The organism is Nostoc sp. C057 (assembly GCF_013393925.1).
GTDB lineage: Bacteria > Cyanobacteriota > Cyanobacteriia > Cyanobacteriales > Nostocaceae > Nostoc > Nostoc muscorum_A.
This window is the reverse complement of the sequence record NZ_CP040281.1, coordinates 1,389,666-1,411,122: the sequence shown is the minus strand read 5'-3', so window position 1 is coordinate 1,411,122 and position 21,457 is coordinate 1,389,666. Positions and strand designations below refer to the sequence as shown.

At 42.8% G+C, this 21,457-nt stretch carries 19 protein-coding genes; 6 read left to right on the top strand and 13 right to left on the bottom strand.

What is annotated here, in order from left to right:
• Positions 1-7: 7 nt before the first annotated feature.
• From FD724_RS06060 to FD724_RS06040, 5 genes are all read right to left on the bottom strand, one after another.
• Positions 8-565, bottom strand: coding sequence for a DUF3124 domain-containing protein (locus FD724_RS06060; protein WP_179071930.1), 558 nt, complete (start codon positions 563-565; stop codon positions 8-10).
• Positions 566-640: 75 nt separating this feature from the next.
• Positions 641-1,318 carry a TrkA family potassium uptake protein gene (locus FD724_RS06055; RefSeq protein WP_114084009.1) on the bottom strand — a complete coding sequence of 226 codons (678 nt, stop codon included), beginning with the start codon at positions 1,316-1,318 and terminating at the stop codon, positions 641-643.
• Positions 1,319-1,410: 92 nt separating this feature from the next.
• A complete protein-coding gene (locus FD724_RS06050; protein WP_179071929.1) occupies positions 1,411-4,434 on the bottom strand; it encodes an MFS transporter in 3,024 nt (1,007 codons plus the stop codon).
• A gap of 408 nt (positions 4,435-4,842) precedes the next feature.
• Positions 4,843-5,376, bottom strand: coding sequence for a translation initiation factor IF-3 (gene infC, locus FD724_RS06045; protein WP_012412604.1), 534 nt, complete (start codon positions 5,374-5,376; stop codon positions 4,843-4,845).
• 664 nt (positions 5,377-6,040) lie between these two features.
• Positions 6,041-6,523 carry a DUF4385 domain-containing protein gene (locus FD724_RS06040; RefSeq protein WP_179071928.1) on the bottom strand — a complete coding sequence of 161 codons (483 nt, stop codon included), beginning with the start codon at positions 6,521-6,523 and terminating at the stop codon, positions 6,041-6,043.
• Positions 6,524-6,600: 77 nt separating this feature from the next.
• On the opposite strand from FD724_RS06040, the gene FD724_RS06035 reads away from it, so the two are divergent.
• Both FD724_RS06035 and FD724_RS06030 read left to right on the top strand, forming a co-directional pair.
• On the top strand, positions 6,601-7,068 hold the full coding sequence (locus FD724_RS06035; protein ID WP_114084012.1) for a VOC family protein: 468 nt from the start codon (positions 6,601-6,603) through the stop codon (positions 7,066-7,068).
• Between the two features lie 28 nt (positions 7,069-7,096).
• A complete protein-coding gene (locus tag FD724_RS06030) occupies positions 7,097-7,393 on the top strand; it encodes a hypothetical protein (RefSeq protein WP_256874462.1) in 297 nt (98 codons plus the stop codon).
• A 45-nt stretch (positions 7,394-7,438) separates the two neighbouring features.
• Here the strand turns inward: FD724_RS06030 and FD724_RS06025 are convergent, their stop codons facing one another.
• Together FD724_RS06025 and FD724_RS06020 are read right to left on the bottom strand one after the other, a co-directional pair.
• A complete protein-coding gene (locus FD724_RS06025; RefSeq protein WP_179071927.1) occupies positions 7,439-8,110 on the bottom strand; it encodes a Uma2 family endonuclease in 672 nt (223 codons plus the stop codon).
• A gap of 91 nt (positions 8,111-8,201) precedes the next feature.
• Complete coding sequence (locus FD724_RS06020) at positions 8,202-8,951, bottom strand: class I SAM-dependent methyltransferase (protein WP_179071926.1); 750 nt, start codon at positions 8,949-8,951, stop codon at positions 8,202-8,204.
• Positions 8,952-8,957: 6 nt separating this feature from the next.
• On the opposite strand from FD724_RS06020, the gene FD724_RS06015 reads away from it, so the two are divergent.
• The 3 genes from FD724_RS06015 (at position 8,958) to FD724_RS06005 (ending at position 13,052) form a co-directional block, all read left to right on the top strand.
• Positions 8,958-9,776 (top strand): class I SAM-dependent methyltransferase, encoded by an 819-nt coding sequence (locus tag FD724_RS06015; protein ID WP_306297082.1) that lies wholly within the window; start codon positions 8,958-8,960, stop codon positions 9,774-9,776.
• 172 nt (positions 9,777-9,948) lie between these two features.
• A complete protein-coding gene (locus FD724_RS06010; protein WP_179071925.1) occupies positions 9,949-12,210 on the top strand; it encodes a cation:proton antiporter in 2,262 nt (753 codons plus the stop codon).
• Between the two features lie 209 nt (positions 12,211-12,419).
• The gene (locus tag FD724_RS06005) at positions 12,420-13,052 is read left to right on the top strand and encodes a cupin domain-containing protein (RefSeq protein ID WP_256874461.1); all 633 of its coding nucleotides are present in this window, start codon (positions 12,420-12,422) and stop codon (positions 13,050-13,052) included.
• A gap of 235 nt (positions 13,053-13,287) precedes the next feature.
• On the opposite strand, the gene FD724_RS06000 is transcribed toward FD724_RS06005, so the two are convergent.
• The 6 genes from FD724_RS06000 to FD724_RS05975 all read right to left on the bottom strand — a co-directional run bounded on the left by FD724_RS06000 (position 13,288) and on the right by FD724_RS05975 (position 20,318).
• Positions 13,288-14,700 carry a TolC family protein gene (locus FD724_RS06000; protein ID WP_179071924.1) on the bottom strand — a complete coding sequence of 471 codons (1,413 nt, stop codon included), beginning with the start codon at positions 14,698-14,700 and terminating at the stop codon, positions 13,288-13,290.
• Positions 14,701-15,026: 326 nt separating this feature from the next.
• The gene (locus FD724_RS05995; protein WP_306297081.1) at positions 15,027-15,698 is read right to left on the bottom strand and encodes an ABC transporter ATP-binding protein; all 672 of its coding nucleotides are present in this window, start codon (positions 15,696-15,698) and stop codon (positions 15,027-15,029) included.
• A 23-nt stretch (positions 15,699-15,721) separates the two neighbouring features.
• Positions 15,722-17,002, bottom strand: coding sequence for an ABC transporter permease (locus tag FD724_RS05990; RefSeq protein WP_199346161.1), 1,281 nt, complete (start codon positions 17,000-17,002; stop codon positions 15,722-15,724).
• Positions 17,003-17,157: 155 nt separating this feature from the next.
• Entirely contained in the window at positions 17,158-18,753 is a 1,596-nt protein-coding gene (locus FD724_RS05985; RefSeq protein WP_179071923.1) for an efflux RND transporter periplasmic adaptor subunit, read from the bottom strand.
• Between the two features lie 100 nt (positions 18,754-18,853).
• Positions 18,854-19,411: a hypothetical protein gene (locus FD724_RS05980; protein WP_179071922.1), complete on the bottom strand. Its 558-nt coding sequence runs from the start codon at positions 19,409-19,411 to the stop codon at positions 18,854-18,856.
• Between the two features lie 268 nt (positions 19,412-19,679).
• Positions 19,680-20,318, bottom strand: coding sequence for a TetR/AcrR family transcriptional regulator (locus FD724_RS05975; RefSeq protein ID WP_179071921.1), 639 nt, complete (start codon positions 20,316-20,318; stop codon positions 19,680-19,682).
• Between the two features lie 145 nt (positions 20,319-20,463).
• On the opposite strand from FD724_RS05975, the gene FD724_RS05970 reads away from it, so the two are divergent.
• A complete protein-coding gene (locus tag FD724_RS05970) occupies positions 20,464-21,351 on the top strand; it encodes a tetratricopeptide repeat protein (RefSeq protein WP_179071920.1) in 888 nt (295 codons plus the stop codon).
• Positions 21,352-21,457 lie beyond the last annotated feature (106 nt).

Sequence of the window (21,457 nt, the reverse complement as noted above, 5' to 3'; positions counted from 1 at the left end):
TTACGAATTACGAAGGCGATCGCTTATCGTTATTTTGACTTTTAATCACTCTACCAGGACTGATAAAAGAAATTCCTTGCTGGAAGTCAGTACCAATCATGACTGCCTCCACTATAGGTTCGGATATTTCTGTTTGAGCTACCCACTCGACAATAAAGTTTGCGCCTAAACCTCCACTGGTATCATTTCTATTTATAAAAAAATCTGTAGAAGCAAGGGCATCAAGTTGAATAGGACGCTCCAAATACTGTTTAATTAATTTCCCTTCTGAGTTGTAGTAGCGCACAGAAGTAATAACGAGCGGATTGGTCAAATCTGTATTCCGAATACTGAGTGTAACTGCTAACTCGAAAATCTCCTGCTTATTGTGATGATAGATATGTGAATAGACAGGAACATAAACAGTTTGACCGCTTGCTATCTTAAAAGTCTTATCTAGCGTTACTATTTTTTGAACTGGGGTTGCTTGAATACCATCGGGTTGTGATTTGGGTGAAATATTTGTTGATTGACAAGATGCCAGAAAAATAACAGCGATCGCTAAAATATATGGATAAAGCTTCATCAAAACTATTTACACCCATTTTTTATACAACGGTAGCTAATCCCACTTAATCAAGAGTTTCGGTAGAGACTACGCTCAACATCTTTGCTCAATAAAATCAATGACTTGATGTAAAGATCCTGGTTTAGTTACAATCAACACTGTTGAATGAGGTTCCAGTATTGTACTGCCATTAGGAATCATCAAATCTTCGTGGGGATGGGATTGATAACCAATAATTAGCGAACCACTAGGAAATCGGGCATCCTGAGCGATTTCGGCAACACTACGACCGGCAACATAGCAATTGTTTGGGATGGCAAGTTTCAGAACCTCAATCTGTCCTTGCTCAAAATGCATCATTGATTCCACTTGGGGATACTCAATGGCATTCACCATTGTTGAAACTGATAGTTCAACAGTACTGATAATATGGTTAGCTCCAGCTATCCGCAGTGGTTCGGCAAAATCGGGGTGGCGCATCCGACTCAAAATATGGGTGACACCATAGTGTTTAGCAAGAGTTACCATTGCCAAGTTTAAGGCATCACTTCTTAAGACAGCTGCCAAGGAGCCTGCTTTGCGAATCCCAGCTTCTAACAATACTTCTGTACTTACAGCACTGCCTTCAAAAGCCATTGCTCCTACTTGTTCACGGGCATAACGACAAGCAATAGGGTCAATATCAATTACAGCAACAGTATGTCCTAGCTCTACTAGTTTTTGGGCTAAACTTAAGCCCACTAAGCCTGCTCCACCTATTAGTACGTACATGGCTGTTCCTGATATTCTTGGAATTTTTACTTCACTTTACAGGTTAACAAACACATACATTGGTAGTAAGGGTGTACAGATGTACGCCCCTACTATTCATTAATTGTCGAGATTTTTGAATTTTTAAAGTTGTGTTTTTCGAGTAACTCTTTAACTTGAGCGGCCACCAAAGGATGTGGATCTTTTTGTAACTGGGGTAAGATTTGCAGGAGGACGCGATGTGAAACCATATTTAGATATGTGATCGCAGCTTCTCTAACAAAGCCTGTTGGATGACGCAAACTCACTAAAATCTCAGAACTGGTAAGTCGGATGCGAGTCACTTGAGCAAAATGGAAACAACAAGCTAGACACCAATCCGAAAGGAAGTTACCTAACATCAGCAATCTGTGGAGGCGATCGCTAACTAGCATATTCTCATATTCTACGATCTTGGCTTCTACAAGATGTTGCAATTTTTCTGACTGCGGTCGGTTATCTAAAATATTCAGCAACAGAGACTTGCAAGGCAAAGTTACGGTATGCTCTAAGATTTCTAAACCCCGTGCTAAATTTACCACTGAGAGCGATCGCAGATTAAACGCTGCGGCCTGCATCTTTTCTGGTGAGTAAAGCAGTCTGAGTAACAGTAGCAGCCGCTCTTTGACATCCAATTCCAATTCTAAAAGGGCGCGTTGCAGTAACTCAGAGACAATCACAATCCTTTCACTTGATTGATGATTTTCTTTTTCATCTAATATTTTCAAGTCTATATATGCACCATAAATCTCGCCTAAAAACTTTAATTCCTGCTCAATTAAATTTTCTACCCGACTTTCATAAAACCGATCTACTAAACCTCTAATTCCTGGTTGTTTATGTATTTTTAGTAAACTCCGAAGAATATGATCCCTAGTTATACCCCAGGATGCCTCCAAGTTTTCCCATAGAGTCTCTAATGCTTCCTGAGTGCCAATTTGAGCAATGGTACGCCAAGCGTACATCCGCACTACTTCTGGTTTGTAAATATTGGTAGCTAACCGCAACAGCATCTCTATCGCTTCATTTTCTAGTCGCACTAGGGATGACATTGCTATAGTGCGGGTTGATTTGTAATAAAGTGCTGCAATCAGCGCCGAATAATATTCCTCTAAATGGGTTGCTGCAATCATTTCCAATACGGCACAGCGCACCCGTAACGACTCATCTTGTAATAAATTCGGAATGTGAATCCGTAACGCCTGCAAATAAACTGCTTCTCTAAGCGCTCTAACTCCATTCACTCGTTCCCGTTCTTTCTTATGAGTCAACATCCGGCGCATGGTTTGGGTAGCTGCTACCTTTTGCATCGGCGTTCCCTGACGTAAGACTAAAGCGGCGGCGGTAGCGCGGATGAGTGAGTTTTGGCGGGGGTTGAGATATTCTTCTAGGATGCTTAAATTGGGATTTGGTTCGGCTAGCCAAACGTAGCGCAGAGCTAGGGCAAAAACTTCGGGGTTAGTTTCTTGGGGTTGTTCTAACAAAGGACGAATGGCGGATAGATAAACGGGATTTGCACCGGCTGTCAGCATCACTTCCAAACTTTGGCGCTGCAAATCTGGGGTTAACTTAACTAACAGGGGTGCTAAAACTTCCGCCGCTCCTTGAGAGTCAATTTGGGCTAAAAGCTCAATACAAGAGCGTTTATCAGCCTCGCTGCCTTTTTCTCCCAAAGCTTTGACTACCCCCTGCTTGAAGAATCGTAAGCCGACATTGGTTGCACTCAACTGACCCCGTGCCACACTCAAGACTAACAGTTCAACGTAACGCGATCGCAATTCCCAAACTACTTTTACACAGGTGCTAGCTATCAGCATTGTTTCTGCCACCAACACCCACTTTTGCAGCGATACGGGTACAAAGCGGTTACAAAACAATAGAGTTGCAAAAATTAGTACTCCTGTCAAACCTGTAGCGATCGCTTCGGCTGTTCCGCCAGATAAAGTCTGCATCCGGCTGCGAATTGACTCTGGAATCGGTTGGTACAGGATGGGGCCGCTACTCATGACAAAGGTGTAGCGCAGAAGTTCATCGCAAAATTTGACAATTATCAGACCCCAGAAAAAGCTTTGCGATTGGATGGCTGGAATTAAATGCAAAAATACCAGCACTCCTGGTAGTGAAAAGCCTACGGTGATTGGTAAAAGTGTCGCTGTGAAAAATACCCCCATCCGTTCAATGAGTCGGCTGGAAATAAACCACTGCAATAACAACTCACACAGTCCCAACATCCCACCAAAAAGACCCAAGAAACTGGCGAGTTCTCGGTCGCCCAAATTGGATTGGAGTTCGCGCAGATATTGAAAATCTATTAACAACCCAATGACTTGCAATAGACCAACAAAAGCAAACAATTGCCAAACATAGCGCTTCAGAGGACTTTTAATAAAGCGCTCTCGTGAAGCTTGTTCTTCAGGAACTAGTTTTTGTGGGGTTTCAGGAAAAGCCGCTCGATAGTGATTAGTTAAATAGAATAAAATCGCCGATCCTAATAAAATCACAAAACAGGCGATGAAGATGATCTTATTGAGCGAGGTGTATTGCACTAGCCAAGGCAAACTAAAGCCACTAATCACATCTGCTACCAAAAGTCCACTACTCACCAGTGGGTAAGTCCGCTTAATCTCTCGAATGTTAAATATTTGGTTAGCGACGATGGAGGTGTTGAGATCGTTGACTACATAAAGGGCATCTACCCATAGCCGCAGCAGAAAGGCCGAAATAACTACGAGGTAAGAAACATGAGATCCCCAACGTAATAAAACTAATAGAAGTAATGGCATCAACATGCAAGGTGCGATCGCCACAATCACCCGGCGTAAGGGAAAAATTCTTTGCAGCCAAGAGTATAAAAAAACCAATGCTGCGCTCATAACGGCACTGGCAATATACATCCACGGCAATAGATGAGTCCCATATTCATCCAAAAACAGCGCCACCGTACTGTCTTCTGCCCACCGCAATCCTACACATACAGTTGTGTAAAAAATAAACATTAGTTGAGTTCGTTCACTCTCCTCTGGCCGGAGATTCACCCACTGTAGTAGTCGTGGTAAAACAACTTTATTTACAGCAAACCAGTGATTTTTCAGTTCCATGCAGTTTTATTTTCTGGTAGTATCACCGCGCAATAGGGGCAGGGGGCAGGGGAGCAGGGGGGCAGGGGGGCAAGGGGGGCAAGGGGACAAGGGGGAATTATTGAACAAGTCCTTGTCTCTTCTTCATGTTCAATGCCCAATCCCCATTCCCCATTCCCCATTCCCCATTCCCCATTCCCCATTCCCCATTCCCCATTCCCCATTCCCAATTCCCCATTCCCTCATCCCCTGGAAATAGCAAAAGTCCTGAGCAACTGAGTATTATGTTTCCCACTCAGCCTTCAAGACTATCGATTTGAGATAAATTTAAACGACCTCAAAGCTTTGGGCGTATCTTGCATCCAAACGAAAAAACCCCTGACTTCTAAGCAGGGGTTTTCAAACTTGGTCTATTAAACAGTTAGAGGATTATTTTTTGGGCGAGATAAGCATCATCATGTTTCGCCCTTCTTTTTTAGGCGCTTGTTGAAGCTCACCAAAAGGCTCCAAATCCGTTGCCATTCGCTTGAGCAAATCTTCTGCTAGGTCGCTGTGTTGAATTTCTCGACCCCGGAACATCACAGTCGCTTTGACTTTATCGCCATCTTTCAAAAAGCGCTCTGCTTGCTTAACACGCACGTTGTAGTCGTGTTCTTCTATTTTGTAACGCATCTTAACTTCTTTGACATCAGCCGTGTGCTGCTTTTTCCGGGCTTCCCGCGCCTTTTTCTCCTGCTCAAACTTATATTTCCCGTAGTCCATAATCCGACAAACTGGCGGGTCAGCTTTGTCACTTATAAGCACCAAATCTAACTCTTTCTCTTCTGCTAGTTGTAGTGCTTCCTGTGGGGGCATAATTCCCAATTGGGCACCGTCAGTATCAATGACCCGAATTTTCGGGAAGCGAATTCGTTCGTTAATTTGGGGCAGATCGCGAGTTCTTTTCTTCTCAATCACAGGCATTATGATTTGTGGGAGCTCTTAATGAAGGATTTGGTGTGGTCTTGATTGGTATGCCTCAGAGGCAAAATACGGAAATAACTCAGGACTGAAAACATAGTCTACAGTTCTAGAGTAACTAATCCATAAAATAGTTGCGTCGTTGTATTTGTCATTTTACTAACTCTGAGAGAATTTCTCTGCAATAGTTAATCTAAATTACACAACCTAGACACATGTTAAATATTATTACAACTTTTGCTCAATAATGTTGACAGTCGAATTAAGCACTGTTTTTCCAGAATCCCAAGCTTACAGTATGTAGATACATCTAGTAAAACTTATGTAGCATATTACCTTACATTAAGTATTTTAGCATTTAAAAGGGCAGTTAGAAACCGTAGCTACACTAGGTTTTACCCACCTGCGTGGGTTGCAAACCCTCCCTTTTCCTGAGACTACCCTGCGGCAAGGCTTTGTTGACGTTTGTATAGCTGCTCATAGAACAAGGTAGTAATCAGATTGACACTCTCAGGTTTAAAGACACGCTCGATTCTCCAAGTCAAGTTCCCCTTCCCTCTTTAGCTTTGTGAGCGTTCTCAAAGTTAGAGGAAAAGCAATAACACACAGGCGGACTTCGTTTATCATGCAAGATGAACCGCGATTTCTAATGGCCAGGTATATTGATTTACAAAGGTGAGGTGCTTTCATACATCTGTTTATGCTTGGCTAAAAGCTCTTGATATTTCTCATTTGTCTTTGCTTGTATCCACTTGGCTTTAAAAATTGCTGCTGACTCGGCTTTAACAGGGTCTTCTTCGTAAGGAAGAATCTCTTTTTTCGACCCTGAAGTTTCCGAATTTTGTTTATATTTTCTGCCTGTTTTATGATTAGCATAACGGCGAGAGCGAGTATAACCCATTTGGATAAACTTTCGTGCCATATCTGCGCCGATAAAATCATCTTGTTTTAGATAACCAAGAAACATTTCGTAGATTTTTTCACTTGATTCTCTGGCAATCTCAGGAGTTTTGAACCGCCAGTAGGGAAGAATTTCTGATTTGTATGGTTCTACCAAAAGTACGCCCTGTTCACCCTTGCCAACGCGATATAGTTCAGGATGTTGGCGAAAATCGATATTTTTAAAGTCTAAAGAATAATCAAATGGCATGATAGATTTTTATTAGGAATAGTAAACTTTAAGTAAAAAGTTCAGCTTCTATCCTAGTAAGGAGATTTTCTTCTACTATGCTATCTAGCACCCAATCTGTGAACAGTGTCCTTGCGCCAGGAAATTTGCGTAAAGTGCATCACATTGCCCTCAATGTCCAGGATATGCAAGCTTCCCGTTACTTTTATGGCACAATCTTGGGTTTACACGAACTTACAGGCGACGAAGTACCCGCAACTCTGACGGAACTTGTCGCATCAGGGAAAGTAGCCAATTTTATTACCCCGGATGGGACAATACTGGATTTATTTGGGGAACCAGAATTATCACCACCAGATCCCAATCCAGAGAAGACATTCACCAGAGCCTACCATTTGGCTTTTGACATCGATCCGCAGTTATTCGATCGCGCGGTGACAGTGATCAGTGAAAATAAAATAGCGATCGCACATGGCCCAGTCACTCGTCCTACTGGTAGAGGTGTGTATTTTTACGATCCAGATGGCTTTATGATTGAAATTCGTTGCGATCCAGAAGCTAGTTAACTTAGGGGTAAAAACAAAAGTATCTACCATGACCGCGAAACTCATCCAAATATTTAAAGTAATTGAAGACACAATCACAAAACCGCCAATTCCACACGAACCATACAAGCAATCATTGAAAGCCTGGGCGATGTATTGTTTACGAGACAAAGGTTTTATAGTCGCTTATGCTCAAAATGCTGACTTTGCCATTGAAAGAAAACGTGAAGAAAAGCTATATTTTAAAGTTTCAAACAGCCCCGATGATTTAGATAATTCTGTTAGCTGGATAGTTTGGGATAGTGTAACTAAAAGCGCCAGTCTCATTCCCCAAAAAATAGACTGATATCAAAAAAGCGCTATAGTCATAGAATTTTATTCCCCTTCCCTACTATTGCTGCACAAATATTTGATGTTCTGGTGAATTTAATCCCAACTGCAACACAGCCAATACTTGCTGCATATTGCCAGCAAGTAAATTCGACATTGACAACCACAAACCAGGAAATATTTGGCTTTTAACAATTCCATCTGCGTCCACTTCTAAGGATACATATTCTCCTTGTTGCAGGCTAAACCAATCTAATTTATTTTCAAATATTTGCCAAACAATATATTCTTTTACCCCATTACGACCATAGACTTTTTTCTTGTCATGTAAGTCAATAGCAACACTGCTAGCTGCTATCTCTATTACGAGTTCTGGCGCACCTTCTATGTAGTCATCATCGCTCAAACGAGATTGTCCTTTAGCTGCTGGTGTGATTAATAACACTCCATCTGGTTGGGGTTCATTGTCTCGATCTAAGCGGACTGTTGGCTCAATTCCCAATCTCACCCCAGGAGTGGCAATTTGGTAAGTCCACAACCAGCCGATTAGATGACCATGTGGTTCAGCATGACTTTCAAAGCGTAATGGGGATGCCAAATATACAACTCCTTCAATTAATTCTGCCTTTTGATGACGGGACATTGCCTGATAGCGTCGTTCAAATTCGTAGCGAGTGAGGCGATCGCCATTTTCTAAAGGAGGAATTCGTTGCTTGAGTGATAAGTTAACCATGATTTTCTGCTCTGGCTAGGAGTCTTACTTTATTATCACTTGAAACCTTAATTACGAATTACGTTAGCGAGTCCACGAGCGTCATTACAAATTACGAATTAGTGTTGGGTTTCTCAAATACCATTAAATGCTGTTGAGGTAACAAGTTTTTAGTTTCACGCCAAACCAAACCAACGGCTTGCATTTCTTTGCGGACTTGCTTTTGAGTCATTTTGTGCAGACCTTTAATCATAATAAAGGGGTTTTCACCCCGGTACTCAACCAGGACTACCCGACCACCTGGTTTTAGTGCTTTCACAATTCCTTGCATCACTTCTTGCGGATACTCAAGTTCATGATAAGCATCTACCATCAACGCCAAATCGATACTTTCAGATGGTAAGTTTGGGTTATCAAGGGTTGCTAAAACAGGCTCAACATTGGTGATATTTTTCTCTTTTTGGAACAACTCAATTATTTCTAACATTTCTGGCTGAACATCTACAGCTAACACCTTACCTGCTGTTAATAAGGGCGCAATGCGAAAGCTCAAGTAACCTGTACCAGCGCCAATATCAGCCACTACATCGTTAGGTTTCAAGTTGAGAAGGCTGACTATCTTACTTGGCTGTTCCTCTCCCTCTCGGCTGGGACGTTCTAGCCAGCCAGCGCCAGTGTATCCCATAACTTTGGCGATTTCGCGCCCCCTGTAATATTTGCCAATACCATCTGGACTGTGGATTATCCGTTGTTCGTAAACTGCGCTCGCACCATTGGCGGCTTGTGCTGTCAAGGTTGGGTTTAGCAGCGAGTAACTCAGTATTACAACAAGAGATACTATAAAGTGGAGAAATTTTGACATTTGTTTATGACTGATCTGGATAATTATAAGCAGCAACTAAAAGAATTTTATGGTAGTAGAACGACTTATGACCATGAGAAAGGTACTCGCCATCCTCTAGAAGCCAAGCTTCTACTTGAATTTGTTCCACTAAATTCGGGACAAAAAATCCTTGATGTGGCGACTGGAACAGGTTTAGTTGCGATAGCCGCATCTGAAAAAGTTGGTTCAGATGGCTCCGTGATTGGGATTGACATGACCCCTGAAATGTTGCATCAAGCAAGACAAAAAATTGCAGCAGCAAAATTACAAAATATCGAGTTGATTGAGGCGGATGCAGAACATTTCAACTTTACTGATAGTAGTTTTGATGTTGTCTTTTGCTGTGAGGCAATTGTACTTTTTCCTGATATACTTGCTATTTTGCAAAAGTGGTATCTCTTCTTGAAACCCGGAGGCTTTGTGGCATTCACCTGCCCTCCCGAAACTGCTTTTATGGCCTCTCTTCAGCAGAGGATTTGCACTAGAGTTTTAGGCGTATCGCTACCACATATCCTTGAACCAGTGGGAACTCCAGAAAAGTGTCGGAATTTGCTTAATCAGGCAGGTTTTAGAGATATCGAAATTAAAATTGAACCATCAGGACGTTATCGCCCTCTTAGGGATAACAGATTATCTGAGATAGTAATTAATATAAATTTTAAAGGTAATCCCCTGTTGTCAAAATTATCACAAGAACAATTAAATCAGTTGCAAGTTGAGTACAAAGCAGAAATAGAGAAACTAGCAACCGAGCAAGGTATTTGGGAAGATACTACAAAGTTGTTTGTTCGCGCTCAAAAATAAATTGATGAGCTTTGCTGCTGAACTTACAATTTAGTGCGATCGCGCATGATAATCTTGCGGTTAATAATGACAATCACAGTTTAAGCTTCTAGACCGATGTGGAAGTAAATATTTTCAGGATTTACTTAAACAGCCTGTTTAAAAATTTGTAATCCAACCTTTGGACGCTTATATGCAAAACCTGCCCCTAATGTTAGTGCCTGTACTCGCCGTACAGAAAGTAGTAGGTGACGGTGTAATTAAACCTCTCGGTCATCATGAACTGCTGTTGGTGCTGGTGCAACTGTCACTATTGCTGCTCGTAGCGCGGGGATTAGGTGAGTTAATGCGCCGGATTAATCTACCGCCTGTTGTTGGGGAATTATTGGCGGGTGTGCTGCTTGGCCCCTCTCTTTTTGGTTTGCTTCTTCCAGACTTACAGGCGCATATCTTTCCCAAAAGTCAAGAACAGTCTAATTTACTTTCGGTGATTTCTTGGTTAGGTGTGTTATTTTTGCTGATTGTAACTGGGTTGGAGACGGATCTCAAGCTGATTCTTCGTAAGGGTAAAACGGCTCTTTTGATTTCACTGGGCGGAATTATTGTCCCGTTTATCACAGGCTTTGGATTAGGTTGGCTATTGCCAGATAGTTTTTTAGCCAACCCAGAAAAGCGACTAGTATTCAGTCTATTTATCGCCACAGCAATGAGTATTTCGGCAGTACCAGTGATTGCCAAGGTGCTGATGGACTTAAACCTGATTCGCCGTGACATTGGTCAAGTAACCTTAGCGGCTGGGATGACTGACGACACCATCGGCTGGATTTTACTTTCTGTGGTTTCCGGTCTAGCTAGTAGCGGCAAGTTTGACTTCGGGACAATTTTTCATTCTGTGAGTGCAGCTATATTGTTTTTAGCGATCGCTTTCACAATTGGGCGTACCATCGTAGACCAGATTTTGCGGTGGGTTGATGACTACGTTGGTGGAATTTCAGCTAGTATATCGGCTGTGCTGATTCTTTCGCTCTCGGCAGCAGCACTTACCCACGCATTAGGTCTGGAAGCAGCATTAGGTGCTTTCGTGCTGGGGATTCTGGCGGGTCAATCCCGCCGCTTTAGTAACGAAGCTGGACATCTGCTAGAAGTATTCACAGCAGCCTTTCTAGCGCCAATTTTCTTTGCTGGGGCTGGTTTGAAAGTTGATTTGCTAACTCTGTTAGTCCCCCAAACGCTGCTATTTGGCTTGATTGTTCTCGCTGTCGCCTGTGTTGGCAAATTTACAGGTGCTTACCTTGGTTCTCGCGTCGGTGGCTTGAGTCATTGGGAAGGTTTGGCGATGGGTTCCGGGATGAATGCTCGCGGGGCAATGGAAATTGTCGTTGCTACGATTGGTTTATCTTTGGGAGTGCTGAATCCCCAGATGTACTCAATTATTGTTATGGTGGCGATCGTCACTTCCCTAATGGCTCCACCCCTTCTGCGCTGGACTTTATCAAAAGTGGTTATGAGTGAAGAGGAAGCTCAACGGTTGGAACAAGAAGAGCAGGATAGCCGCAGCTTTATCAAGCAAATCCACCGTGTCTTAATACCTACTAGCGGTGGCCCCAACATCCAACTCGCAGCGCAACTAGTGGGCTACATGGCTCACCAAAACTCGATAGAAGTGACATCTCTATATGCCCTGAGTGACAAGCAGCCCCAAAAGAAAGGCCGCCGGGCAGCGACCCAGGTTAAAGATACCGCCGCCGAGGAAGCTCTGGCTTCTGTTGCTGAGGAAATGCAGCTACCTGATAATACGACCCTGCAAACAAAAATGGAGTCTGGGCGTAGTAAAGCGGAGGTAATTTTGAATGAAGCGAATAAAAACTATGACTTGATTGTATTGGGAGCTTCTGAACAGATACATCCTCAGAAAACATTGTTTAATTTGCTTGTAGATCGGGTAGTACAAGAAGCGCCATGTGCAACGATGGTGGTCAAATCGCACCTACCCCAAGCTAAAGGCGAGATATGCAAAATCGCTCAACAAAAGCTGACAAAGATTCTGGTGCCAACTGTGGGGACAGAATATAGTAAAAATGCTGTAGAGATGGCAAGTACGATCGCTGCTCAAATGGGAGCATTAGTTATGATCGTGAACGTGATTAATTTGCCACAAGTTGAATATATTCTATACGAACAGCGATCGCTAACTCCAGTGAAGGAAATTGCTCACGATCTGCTTGAACAGCAAGCAGCAATTGGCCGCAATCTAGGTGCTGATGTCAAAACATATATTCTTCAAGGAACCAGCCCAGAAAGAGAAATCCTCAAGTTTGCCCAAACCCAAGAAGTTGACCTAATTATTTTAGGGAGTAGTATCCGAATGGTTACGGGTCGCGTTTTCTTTGGTCACAGAGTGGATGCAATATTAAGTAAAGCCCATTGCCCAGTAGCAGTAATTACTACGCCATAGGCGTTCTCAGCTTTAGCTAGATTACGACTGATACCAATTCTTTATTAACTTGCACTTAATAAGGAGGTGATGATATAATCCCATCCACAAATATAAGCGATCGCTTCTGCTGAGATGGAACCCTTGAACCTATTTTAACTTCCGTCTTAATTCATCTTTACCCGAATTTCTCACGTATTGTGTGGTTCAGGTGGGGGGTGTGGGAGGTAATGCAGCGTTCATTGATGTGCAGTTATTCAATTCCTCCTCTTTCTCCCCACACTCCCCACACTCACGCTCATTTCTCACAAGTGAGAAATCCAGGTTTAGGCCCTTTGCTTGTTCACCATCAAATTTTCTTAGCACCTTGGTATCAAGAAATGGAAAAGTATTTAGTCACCAAAGAAGAGATTGAGTCTTATGAAGGACTAGAAAAAACACATTTTCTCAACTCCAATGCTCGCAGACTGAATAAGTCTTTAGGAGATTTGACAGGTTTAAAAAATATCGGTTTCCACATCATTGAAGTAGAGCCTGGACGTGAATCAACTGAGCTTCACATGCACTATCACGAAGAAGAGTGCGTATACGTTCTTGAGGGAGAAGCTGAGGCAACAATTGGAGAAAGCATTTATCCAGTTAAAGCAGGAGATTTTATTGGATATCGCGCTGGTGGTAAGCCGCATAAGCTGACAAACACGGGCAATTCTATATTCAAATGTATAGTAGTTGGTCAAAGGCTAGACCATGATATTGGTGACTATCCAAATTTGCAGAAACGTATATATAGGAGTAAAGGTTTAAAATGGAATCTGGTCGATATGGAAAATATAGCTGAACCAGTAGCAGGTAAGAAGGCATAACAGGTAAGCTAATCAGCATTCAAGTTGCATAATCAGGGCGGGCAAGATGCCCACCCCACAAGATATTGAGAAAATTTTCATCTGCAAATTGATGTGTTTTAGCTTAGAATGCATTTCTTTAATGGAAACTCCGGCATTCTGTCCGTGGCTAATACCAATTCTCTATGAAGTTGTACTTAATAGCCATGTGATGATATAAACCTATCCCCAAATAGAAGCCCCAAAGGGGCTGATCTTAGCGCGATCCTCTAGAAGTAACTGATCTTTGCAAATTAGCTAGAGCGCGATTGTAATCCAAAATAGCTGTGACTCGATTACCTTCTGCTCTTGTCAGGTCATTTTCAGCAGAGATCACCTCTGTTTGAGTGCCCACACCAGCTTGGAACCTCAGCCTTGCTAAATTTAGAGCTTCTCTGGCTTGATTTAAAGCCACACTAGAAGTCTGCACATTATTTAAATTAGATTGCAATTGAGAATAGAATTGTTCTACATCAAAGCGAATTTGGTCACGCTGGCTGGCAAATTGACTCTCTGCGATCGCAATATTAGCTCTCGACTGAGCCGCCCTTGCTCTTGCTGCTCCTCCATCAAACAAAGTGAGATTTCCTTGGAGCCCCACTGAATAGCCATCAGTAATGCTGACACCATCATCATAGCGATCTAGGAGGTTGTAGTTACCGACCAAACTAATTTGCGGCCCTAACTGTGAAAGTGCTTGTCGTCGCTGTTGCTCACTAATATTTCGTTGTGCTAATTGCTGTTGCAATTCTGGACGATTTTGAAACGCTTGGACAATACTTTGTTCTACGGTCTGCGGCCAAAGACCCGCTAACTGTACAGGATCTGCGGTACTGATATCAACTGACTGCGACAAACTTAACGTGGTGGCAAGCTGGCGACGGGCAATTTGCTGCTGCGAGATAGCATTAGTTAGTTGTTGTTGGGCGTTTGCTAAATTCACCTGAGCCTGTAGCACATCGAACCGCGTACCCACTCCCGCCTGTTCTCTGGCTTGAGTATCCCGCAAACTAGCTTGGGCATTCTCCACAGCAGCTCGGTTAATTCTTACTTGTTCATCTGCTTGTTGCAAATCGTAGTATTGGGTCGTGGCATTCAATCTAATTATCAAAGACTGGCTTTCAACATTCAATTCATCCACACGTAGTTGTTCTTCAGCTGCTTGGATTGCCCCTTGTCGATTACCGGAGGTATAGAGGTTGTAATTTAGTTGTGCTGAACCATTAAAAGAGGTGCTGGATTGAGATGAATTATTAGTAAAACCATTACCACTATTAGTCAAATTACTGTTGATACCCAAAGTAGGAAATAAGGCAGCTTGAGACTCGCGTAGGGCTGAACGACTGCGTTCTAGCTGTAATATTGCTACCTGTAAATCTCGATTATTGCGTCGTGCTAGTTCCAAAGCTTGTGCCAAAGTGATTGGCACAGTTCCCTGAATCCTTACTTCCTGGGGTTTAGTAGGAAATTGCAGAGGATTGGGATTAGGGTTCAGGTAATCAGGAACCTGCACAGAGCTTGAGTTATTCTGCGGTTTTGGCGGAGTTACTGCACTTGCTAAAGCTGGAAAAAGAATCGCAAACGCAACACAAACCCAGGTAGAATGCACAAATAATAAGCTAAAATTCATAATCTAGATGTAGTCATTAATTAGGTTTTTTGAGGACACAATCAAAATTTTTTATCCTGATTGACCTATAGAAATTTAAATTTGAAATTCCTCCTCTAAGAGGTTGTTTGAAAAGTAATTGGCTGTGGTTTTAGGTACTCATTGATCCCCCCTAACCCCCCTTAAAAAGGGGGGAACTGGAGTCAAAGTCCCCCTTTTTAAGGGGAGCCACTGCGGTCTTGGGGTCTCCCCAAGTGGAGCATGTGGCGTGGATTTAGGGGGATCTAAACGTTTTTTTACCGAGAAGAGGACTTTTCAAACATCCTCTAAGAGTTGATATTAACAAATTAGCCAACAATCAAGCCATCCTGAACTCGAATAATCCTTTTGGTTTGAGCAGCGATATCTGGTTCATGAGTGACAATTACAATTGTGATTCCTTGGTCATTAAGTTCTGTCAGCAAATTCATCACCTCATGAGAAGTTTCAGTATCTAAAGCTCCTGTTGGCTCATCTGCCAAAACTAATGCAGGTCGGTTGACTAAAGCACGAGCGATCGCTACGCGTTGTTGTTGTCCTCCAGATAGTTGACTAGGACGGTTAGCTATGCGTCCATGTAATCCTACCTTTTCCAGGGCTTCTAATGCCCTTTCACGGCGTTTTGGCTTGGGTAAGTTAGCGTAAACCATCGGTAACATAACGTTTTCCAGTGCTGTTGCCCTCGCCAATAGGTTAAATTGTTGGAAAACAAAACCTATTCTTTGGTTGCGAATATAGGCTAATTCATCATCATCAAAAGTTGTCAGGTTTCTCCCTTCAAAAATATAGTCTCCAGTTGTCGGACGATCCAGACATCCCAAAATATTCATCAGCGTGGATTTACCCGAACCTGACGCACCCATAATCGAGACATATTCCCCTTCCTCAATAGAGAGTTGAATTCCCTTGAGTATTGGAACACTAACTTCTCCCAAGTGATAGGTTTTAGTAATAGATTCCATCCAAATCATTGTTGGCATAAGAATTACGAATTACGAATTATTTAGTCGCTTCTTAAAGCATTAATTGGATCTAATTTAGATGCGTTTCGTGCTGGAATTACCCCAGCAACTAAGCCAACACTCAATGAGAGTACAAATCCAGCAATAATCGACAAGAAAGAAATGATAAAGGGAAATTTGAAAATGCTTGAAGCTATAAAGGCTAATAAAATCCCAGTGGCCATCCCAATACCTCCACCGACAATGGAAATTACGATCGCTTCAGCTAAAAATTGATTAAGGATTGCCGAATTCGTGGCTCCTACAGCTTTGCGAATCCCGATCTCTCGCGTCCGCTCAACTACGGAAACTAGCATAATGTTGGCAATACCAATTCCACCAACCACTAACGAAATGCCAGCGATCGCTACTACCATTACTGTAAATAAGCCTACAACACTAGTAAAAGTACTAACAATATCAGCTTGATTAGTCAGCCGAAAATCATCAGCTTGTGGCGGATAAATATTGTGACGCAGACGTAAGAGATTGGTAACTTGAAACTGAGCAGCTTCTAACTCCTCCTGATTAGCGCCTTTGACTAAAATTCCATTTACAGAAACGCCTACCAAAGCATTGTTCCCAACTAGTCTCTTCGACATACTAGTTAGAGGAATGAAAACCTGGTCATCTCGATCCATCGGCCCCTGAGAGCCTTTAGGTTCCATCACCCCAATCACTTGATAAGCCTCTCCCTGAATGCGAATTTTCTCGCCGATAGGATTTACACCCTGTCCAAAGAGCGTGGTTTGAACTGTAGGGCCAAGAATAGCTACCTGTGCGACAGTATCTAGTTCCTCTTGAGTAAAATATCTCCCTTGCTGGGGGTGAGTATTTCTGACTTCTGGATAATTTAAATCTGTGCCATAAATGGTTGTTGAGGTGTTCTGTCCTGCATACACAACTTGGGCAGTCCGTTGGAGATAAGCAGAAACCATCTGTGCTGATGGCGCTTGTGTAGCGATCGCTTTTGCATCTTCCCAGGTCAAGGTGCTGCTAGAACCGACTCCTTGACGGACATTCCCGCTTCTTGCAGCACCCGCTAAGATTTGGATCACATCTGTACCCAATGCTTGTATCTGTTGCTCTACACCTTTTTGCACTCCCTGACCGACAGAAGTAATGGCAATGACTGAGGAAATCCCAATAATCACGCCCAACATCGTTAGACCTGTGCGTAATTTGTTACTCCACAAAGTCTCTGCCGCCATTGTCAAGATTTCCAGCAACGGTACTGTGCGGGTCTTCTTAGCTTTATAAAAGCCCTTAAATATCTTAAACATAAGGTTTTATTTAAAGAAGAATGCAGAATTCAGAATCCAGAATTCAGAATCAATAAGTGGGGGAATTAAACCCACATATTTATCCGTCAGTCAGGCTCGAATTCATACTGAATTCTGACTCCTGACTCCTGAATTCTTTCTTGTTAAAACTCACTTTAAGGGGAACCACCACCGGAACGACCACCGCCGCCACCGGCTCCACCGCCTCCTCTTCCACCACCGCCACCGCCAGTTCCACCACCTCCTCCTAGACCAGGGAAAACTCCTCCTCGTGGTGTTGATTGGGGACGTGACCCTGGTGGGAAACTGAGTAATACTCTCTCGTTTCCTGTCAATCCAGACTTAACTTCGGTAAAGTTATTTGCGGTGACTCCAGTCTCGATGCGAGTAAAAACAGGTTTGTTATCTGCTCCAGCCACATATACACCTGTGGCATTTTGTTGGCGCACAACTGAAGCAGTTGGTACTACTAAAACATTTTCAACTTGACCGACTTGAAAATCTACTTCCGCATTCATCCCAGACCGCAGTAATCTTTGAGGGTCTGAAAGTGATATTCTCACTTCAAAACTGGTAACGTTTTGTTCTACTATTGCTTGGGCTGCGATTTGGCTGACTTTACCTTCAAAGGTTTTTCCTGGGTAGGCATCTGCTGTAATCGAGACTTTTTGACCAAGGCTGATTTTGGAAATATTTGTTTCCGCTAAATTTGCGACAACTTCATTGGTTGAAGCTAGAGACAAGATCGAAGAAGAAGATGAAGAAGCTACTTCACTACTAGCAGTTGTAGGTGTCACGAAAGCGCCGGGATCGGCAAATTTCTTTGTCACTACCCCATCAAAAGGGGCGCGAATAATTGTGTCATTGATTTCGGCTTGGATGTTTTGCAGCGAACCACGAGCAGATGTTACCTGGGCGCGGGCTGCATTAATATCTTCTTGGCGCGTTCCTGCTTTCAGAAGTGCCAAAGCTTGCTGTCTCTGCTTCACTACAGCTTGTGCTTGCTCGATGTCTTCTGGACGTGACCCAGCTTTTTGCAATCCCAGTGCTTGCTGTGCTTCATTTACACTAGCTTGGGCGCTGTCACGAGTGGCACGGTTTTGGTTAAGAGTCTGAAGGGATATACCGCCTGCATTGTAAAGCTGTTGATTGCGAACAAAATCATCTTCTGCTTGGCGAAGTGTGGCTTGAGCGCTTTGCAAGCGTGCCTGTGCTTGGGCAATATCTTGAGAGCGATTGCCTGCTTGTACCTTTTGTAGATTCGCCTGGGCTTCGTCTAATACTCCTTGTGCTTGAGCAATATCTTGAGGACGATTACCTGCGATCGCTTTTTGCAAATTCGCCTCGGCTTGTGCCAATTGCCCTTGAGCAGAAGTAAGTTGCCCCCGCAGGTTGGAATCATCCATGTAAGCGACAATCTGTCCTTGTTTGACGAGATCCCCTTCTTTCGCTAGCAGTGTTTTCAAGATACCGGAATTTTTCGGGCTGAGGTTGATTGACCGCTCAGGTTTTACTGTTCCGTTTGCTGAAACTGTGATTGTTAAACTTTGCCTTTGTACAGGTCTTGTCAGTACCCGACGACTGGCTTGTTGCTGGGAAACAACGGCTACTTGGTAATAAACTGCATAGCCAATTCCACCCAAAAGGCAAAAAGCAATTAGCCAAGAAAGCCAATTTCGTTTGCCCTTTTTTTTCTTTACCTCTGGAACTAAAACTGATGAATCTACGGCATTTTGTGTATCAATTTTCATATCCATTTTGTCTATAAGGAACGGCTACCGAGCCAGTTATTCACGGCTAAACTATAGCCTGGTAGCCCTATACTGACAATGATTTTGAGTGTTTAGTGTTTTAAAGGTTTATTTGCAGTACCAACCCACTAGGAAGTCTGAAATAATCATCACGCACTCTCACTAATCTTCCAGCAGGAACAATTTCCTGACTGGGAAGAAGAATATCTCCGTTGGGAAGTCTGAAGTAACCTTGGTTACGCAGTCTAACTATGGATCTAGCAGGAATAATTTGCCCATTGGGATATCTGATGTCACCATTACCAAGTCTGACTACTCTGCTATAGGATTGGTTGTCGCGGTTCCAATTGTCCCGATCTCTAGAGTTTCTGACTTCTCCAGGATAGGATCTGTTGTCGCGGTTCCAATTATTATCCCGATCTCTAGGGTTTCGGACTTCTACAGGATAGGATCTGTTGTTGCGGTTCCAATTATTATCCCGATCTCTAGGGTTTCTGACTTCTCCAGGATAGGATCTGCCGTCGCGATCCCAATTTTGATCGCGATCGCCAACAACATAGACTTTCGTCTGGGCACTTGCAGGCGCAGTCAAAAGAGTAGGAACAATTATCAGGGCAGCAGCAGCTAGGACTATCGACACACGGTTTGGCTTCAACATGAAATTAACTCCTTATTGGTATTAAATTTCTATTCTGCTGAGGTTTAGATTCAGCAATACTTAGATAGTTGCCTTTAGTTGGGTATCAATATGTTTGATGTTTTCCTCATCGTATAAATTCATACATAATAATTATCGATCAAAAAGTTGAAACCAATGTATGACGAAAGTCATTAGTAATTCGAGACTTATGTATGACCAAAGTCATCAGTTTTCAATGGGGAGATGAGGGAAAATAATTAATATCCAACGCCCAATTTTTTTAAATTTAATCCTGAATTGGCGAAATTCCTTGCCAGATAATGTCCACAAAATTTTGGATAAATGCTGATACTTCTGTACCACGATCTTCAGAGTTTAAGTAAGTTTTTATGGGGAAAACGTCTGTTTTTATACTTTGTTGAGACGAAATCTGCTCTAAGAAAACATAGTTCATCAACGATCCGAGTAAAATATGAGCCACTGTCTGGGGATCGCAAGGGCGAAGCCGATTTTGGTTTATTTCATACTCTAGAAAAGCGGTCAGTGCTTTGAAATCTTGTATGGGTCTTGGTTCTTTACCTCCAAGTTCTGGAAACGCATTGCCTCGCGATCGCAGCATCACAATCTGAGGCAACACCTCACGATAAAATTCCATAATCTGGAGGCAAATATTGATTAGGTTTTCTTTGAGATTGCCTTTGCCACTAAGAGATTCCAACTCGCTCACCCACACAGGTTTTTCTGGAATTCCCATCGCCGCAAAAAATAATTCTTCTTTGGTTGAGAATCGCTTGAAAATTGAAGCTTCAGAAATACCTGCCTGTTGAGCAATTTCTAAGGTTGAAGCACCAAATCCTTGTTGCAGGAAAACTTGACGAGCCGCTTCTAATATCTGCTGATTGGTGATTTTGGGTACACGAGCCATAAATAAGTGAGTAATTACTTATTAATATATTGCCTTTGTGATGGGAATGTCAATAACTAATGACGTAATATTTTGCAGCCGTCAAGAGCGGAGATCGTTTAAGCTAGCTGAAAGATTCTTTGATTAGTGGCTTAAAGGCGGTAATGTGCCTAAACATGTTCGTTTGATTTCTTTGCTAATGGTCTGTAGTTTGTGGAGTATGCCAAAAGCCGCTAACGCGCAGGCATTAATACCCCATACACTGCAACTAGATGGGACAAAGTTAGAGAAGCAGGGGTTGAGTCTGGCACAAGAGGCGGCTCAACTAGCTCAGTTTCAACAGGTTGAATTAGCTTTGCCACGAGCGCGGCTGGCTAGTCAACTGGCTCCGAAGAATGATAAAGTATGGTTGCTTTTAGGTGGATTGCAACTACAAACCAAAGAGTTTGACGGGGCGATCGCTAGCTTAAAAAAAGCGCAATCTATCAACCCCAAAAATGGTGATATTTTGTTTGCTTTGGGTTCAGCTAATTTTCAGCAGAAAAATTACCAAGCGGCGGTTGTTAATTACCAAGACGGCTTGAAGTTAAAACCCAACGATCCAGAAGGGTTATTTGATTTGGGTAATGCTTACTATCTACTGGGTAAATTGCCAGATGCGATCGCACAGTACGATAAAGCAGTCTCTCAAGATAAAAAATTCTGGCCAGCGCTCAACAATATTGGCTTAATCAACTACGAACAGGGTAATACCTCTGAAGCGATTAAACGATGGCAATCTGCTGTAACCCTTGATAAGCAAGCCGCAGAACCTTTATTGGCTTTGGCAGTGGCACTCTATACGAAAGGCGATCGCCAACAAGGTATAACAATGGGAGAAGCTGCACTCCGCATCGATCAGCGCTATGCTAATTTGAATTTTCTTAAAGAAAATCTCTGGGGCGATCGCCTACTGTCTGATACGAAAAAATTCCTAGAATTACCCCGTATTCAAGCAGCTTTACAGCAACCAGAAAACTCATCATCAGCTCCTGGAAAACAGCCTACTCAATAGGAGCAGGCGAGACATGGGGACAAGGGGACAAGGGGACAAGGGGACAAGGGGACAAGGGGGAATTATTGAACAAGTCCTTGTCTCTTCTTCATGTTCAATGCTCAAT

Coding starts and splice junctions, on each gene's coding strand:
- FD724_RS06060 (WP_179071930.1), bottom strand. CDS start 565: ATGAAGCTTTATCCATATATTTTAGCGATCGCTGTTATTTTTCTGGCA.
- FD724_RS06055 (WP_114084009.1), bottom strand. CDS start 1,318: ATGTACGTACTAATAGGTGGAGCAGGCTTAGTGGGCTTAAGTTTAGCC.
- FD724_RS06050 (WP_179071929.1), bottom strand. CDS start 4,434: ATGGAACTGAAAAATCACTGGTTTGCTGTAAATAAAGTTGTTTTACCA.
- infC (WP_012412604.1), bottom strand. CDS start 5,376: ATGCCTGTGATTGAGAAGAAAAGAACTCGCGATCTGCCCCAAATTAAC.
- FD724_RS06040 (WP_179071928.1), bottom strand. CDS start 6,523: ATGCCATTTGATTATTCTTTAGACTTTAAAAATATCGATTTTCGCCAA.
- FD724_RS06035 (WP_114084012.1), top strand. CDS start 6,601: ATGCTATCTAGCACCCAATCTGTGAACAGTGTCCTTGCGCCAGGAAAT.
- FD724_RS06030 (WP_256874462.1), top strand. CDS start 7,097: ATGACCGCGAAACTCATCCAAATATTTAAAGTAATTGAAGACACAATC.
- FD724_RS06025 (WP_179071927.1), bottom strand. CDS start 8,110: ATGGTTAACTTATCACTCAAGCAACGAATTCCTCCTTTAGAAAATGGC.
- FD724_RS06020 (WP_179071926.1), bottom strand. CDS start 8,951: ATGTCAAAATTTCTCCACTTTATAGTATCTCTTGTTGTAATACTGAGT.
- FD724_RS06015 (WP_306297082.1), top strand. CDS start 8,958: ATGACTGATCTGGATAATTATAAGCAGCAACTAAAAGAATTTTATGGT.
- FD724_RS06010 (WP_179071925.1), top strand. CDS start 9,949: ATGCAAAACCTGCCCCTAATGTTAGTGCCTGTACTCGCCGTACAGAAA.
- FD724_RS06005 (WP_256874461.1), top strand. CDS start 12,420: ATGCAGCGTTCATTGATGTGCAGTTATTCAATTCCTCCTCTTTCTCCC.
- FD724_RS06000 (WP_179071924.1), bottom strand. CDS start 14,700: ATGAATTTTAGCTTATTATTTGTGCATTCTACCTGGGTTTGTGTTGCG.
- FD724_RS05995 (WP_306297081.1), bottom strand. CDS start 15,698: ATGCCAACAATGATTTGGATGGAATCTATTACTAAAACCTATCACTTG.
- FD724_RS05990 (WP_199346161.1), bottom strand. CDS start 17,002: ATGTTTAAGATATTTAAGGGCTTTTATAAAGCTAAGAAGACCCGCACA.
- FD724_RS05985 (WP_179071923.1), bottom strand. CDS start 18,753: ATGAAAATTGATACACAAAATGCCGTAGATTCATCAGTTTTAGTTCCA.
- FD724_RS05980 (WP_179071922.1), bottom strand. CDS start 19,411: ATGTTGAAGCCAAACCGTGTGTCGATAGTCCTAGCTGCTGCTGCCCTG.
- FD724_RS05975 (WP_179071921.1), bottom strand. CDS start 20,318: ATGGCTCGTGTACCCAAAATCACCAATCAGCAGATATTAGAAGCGGCT.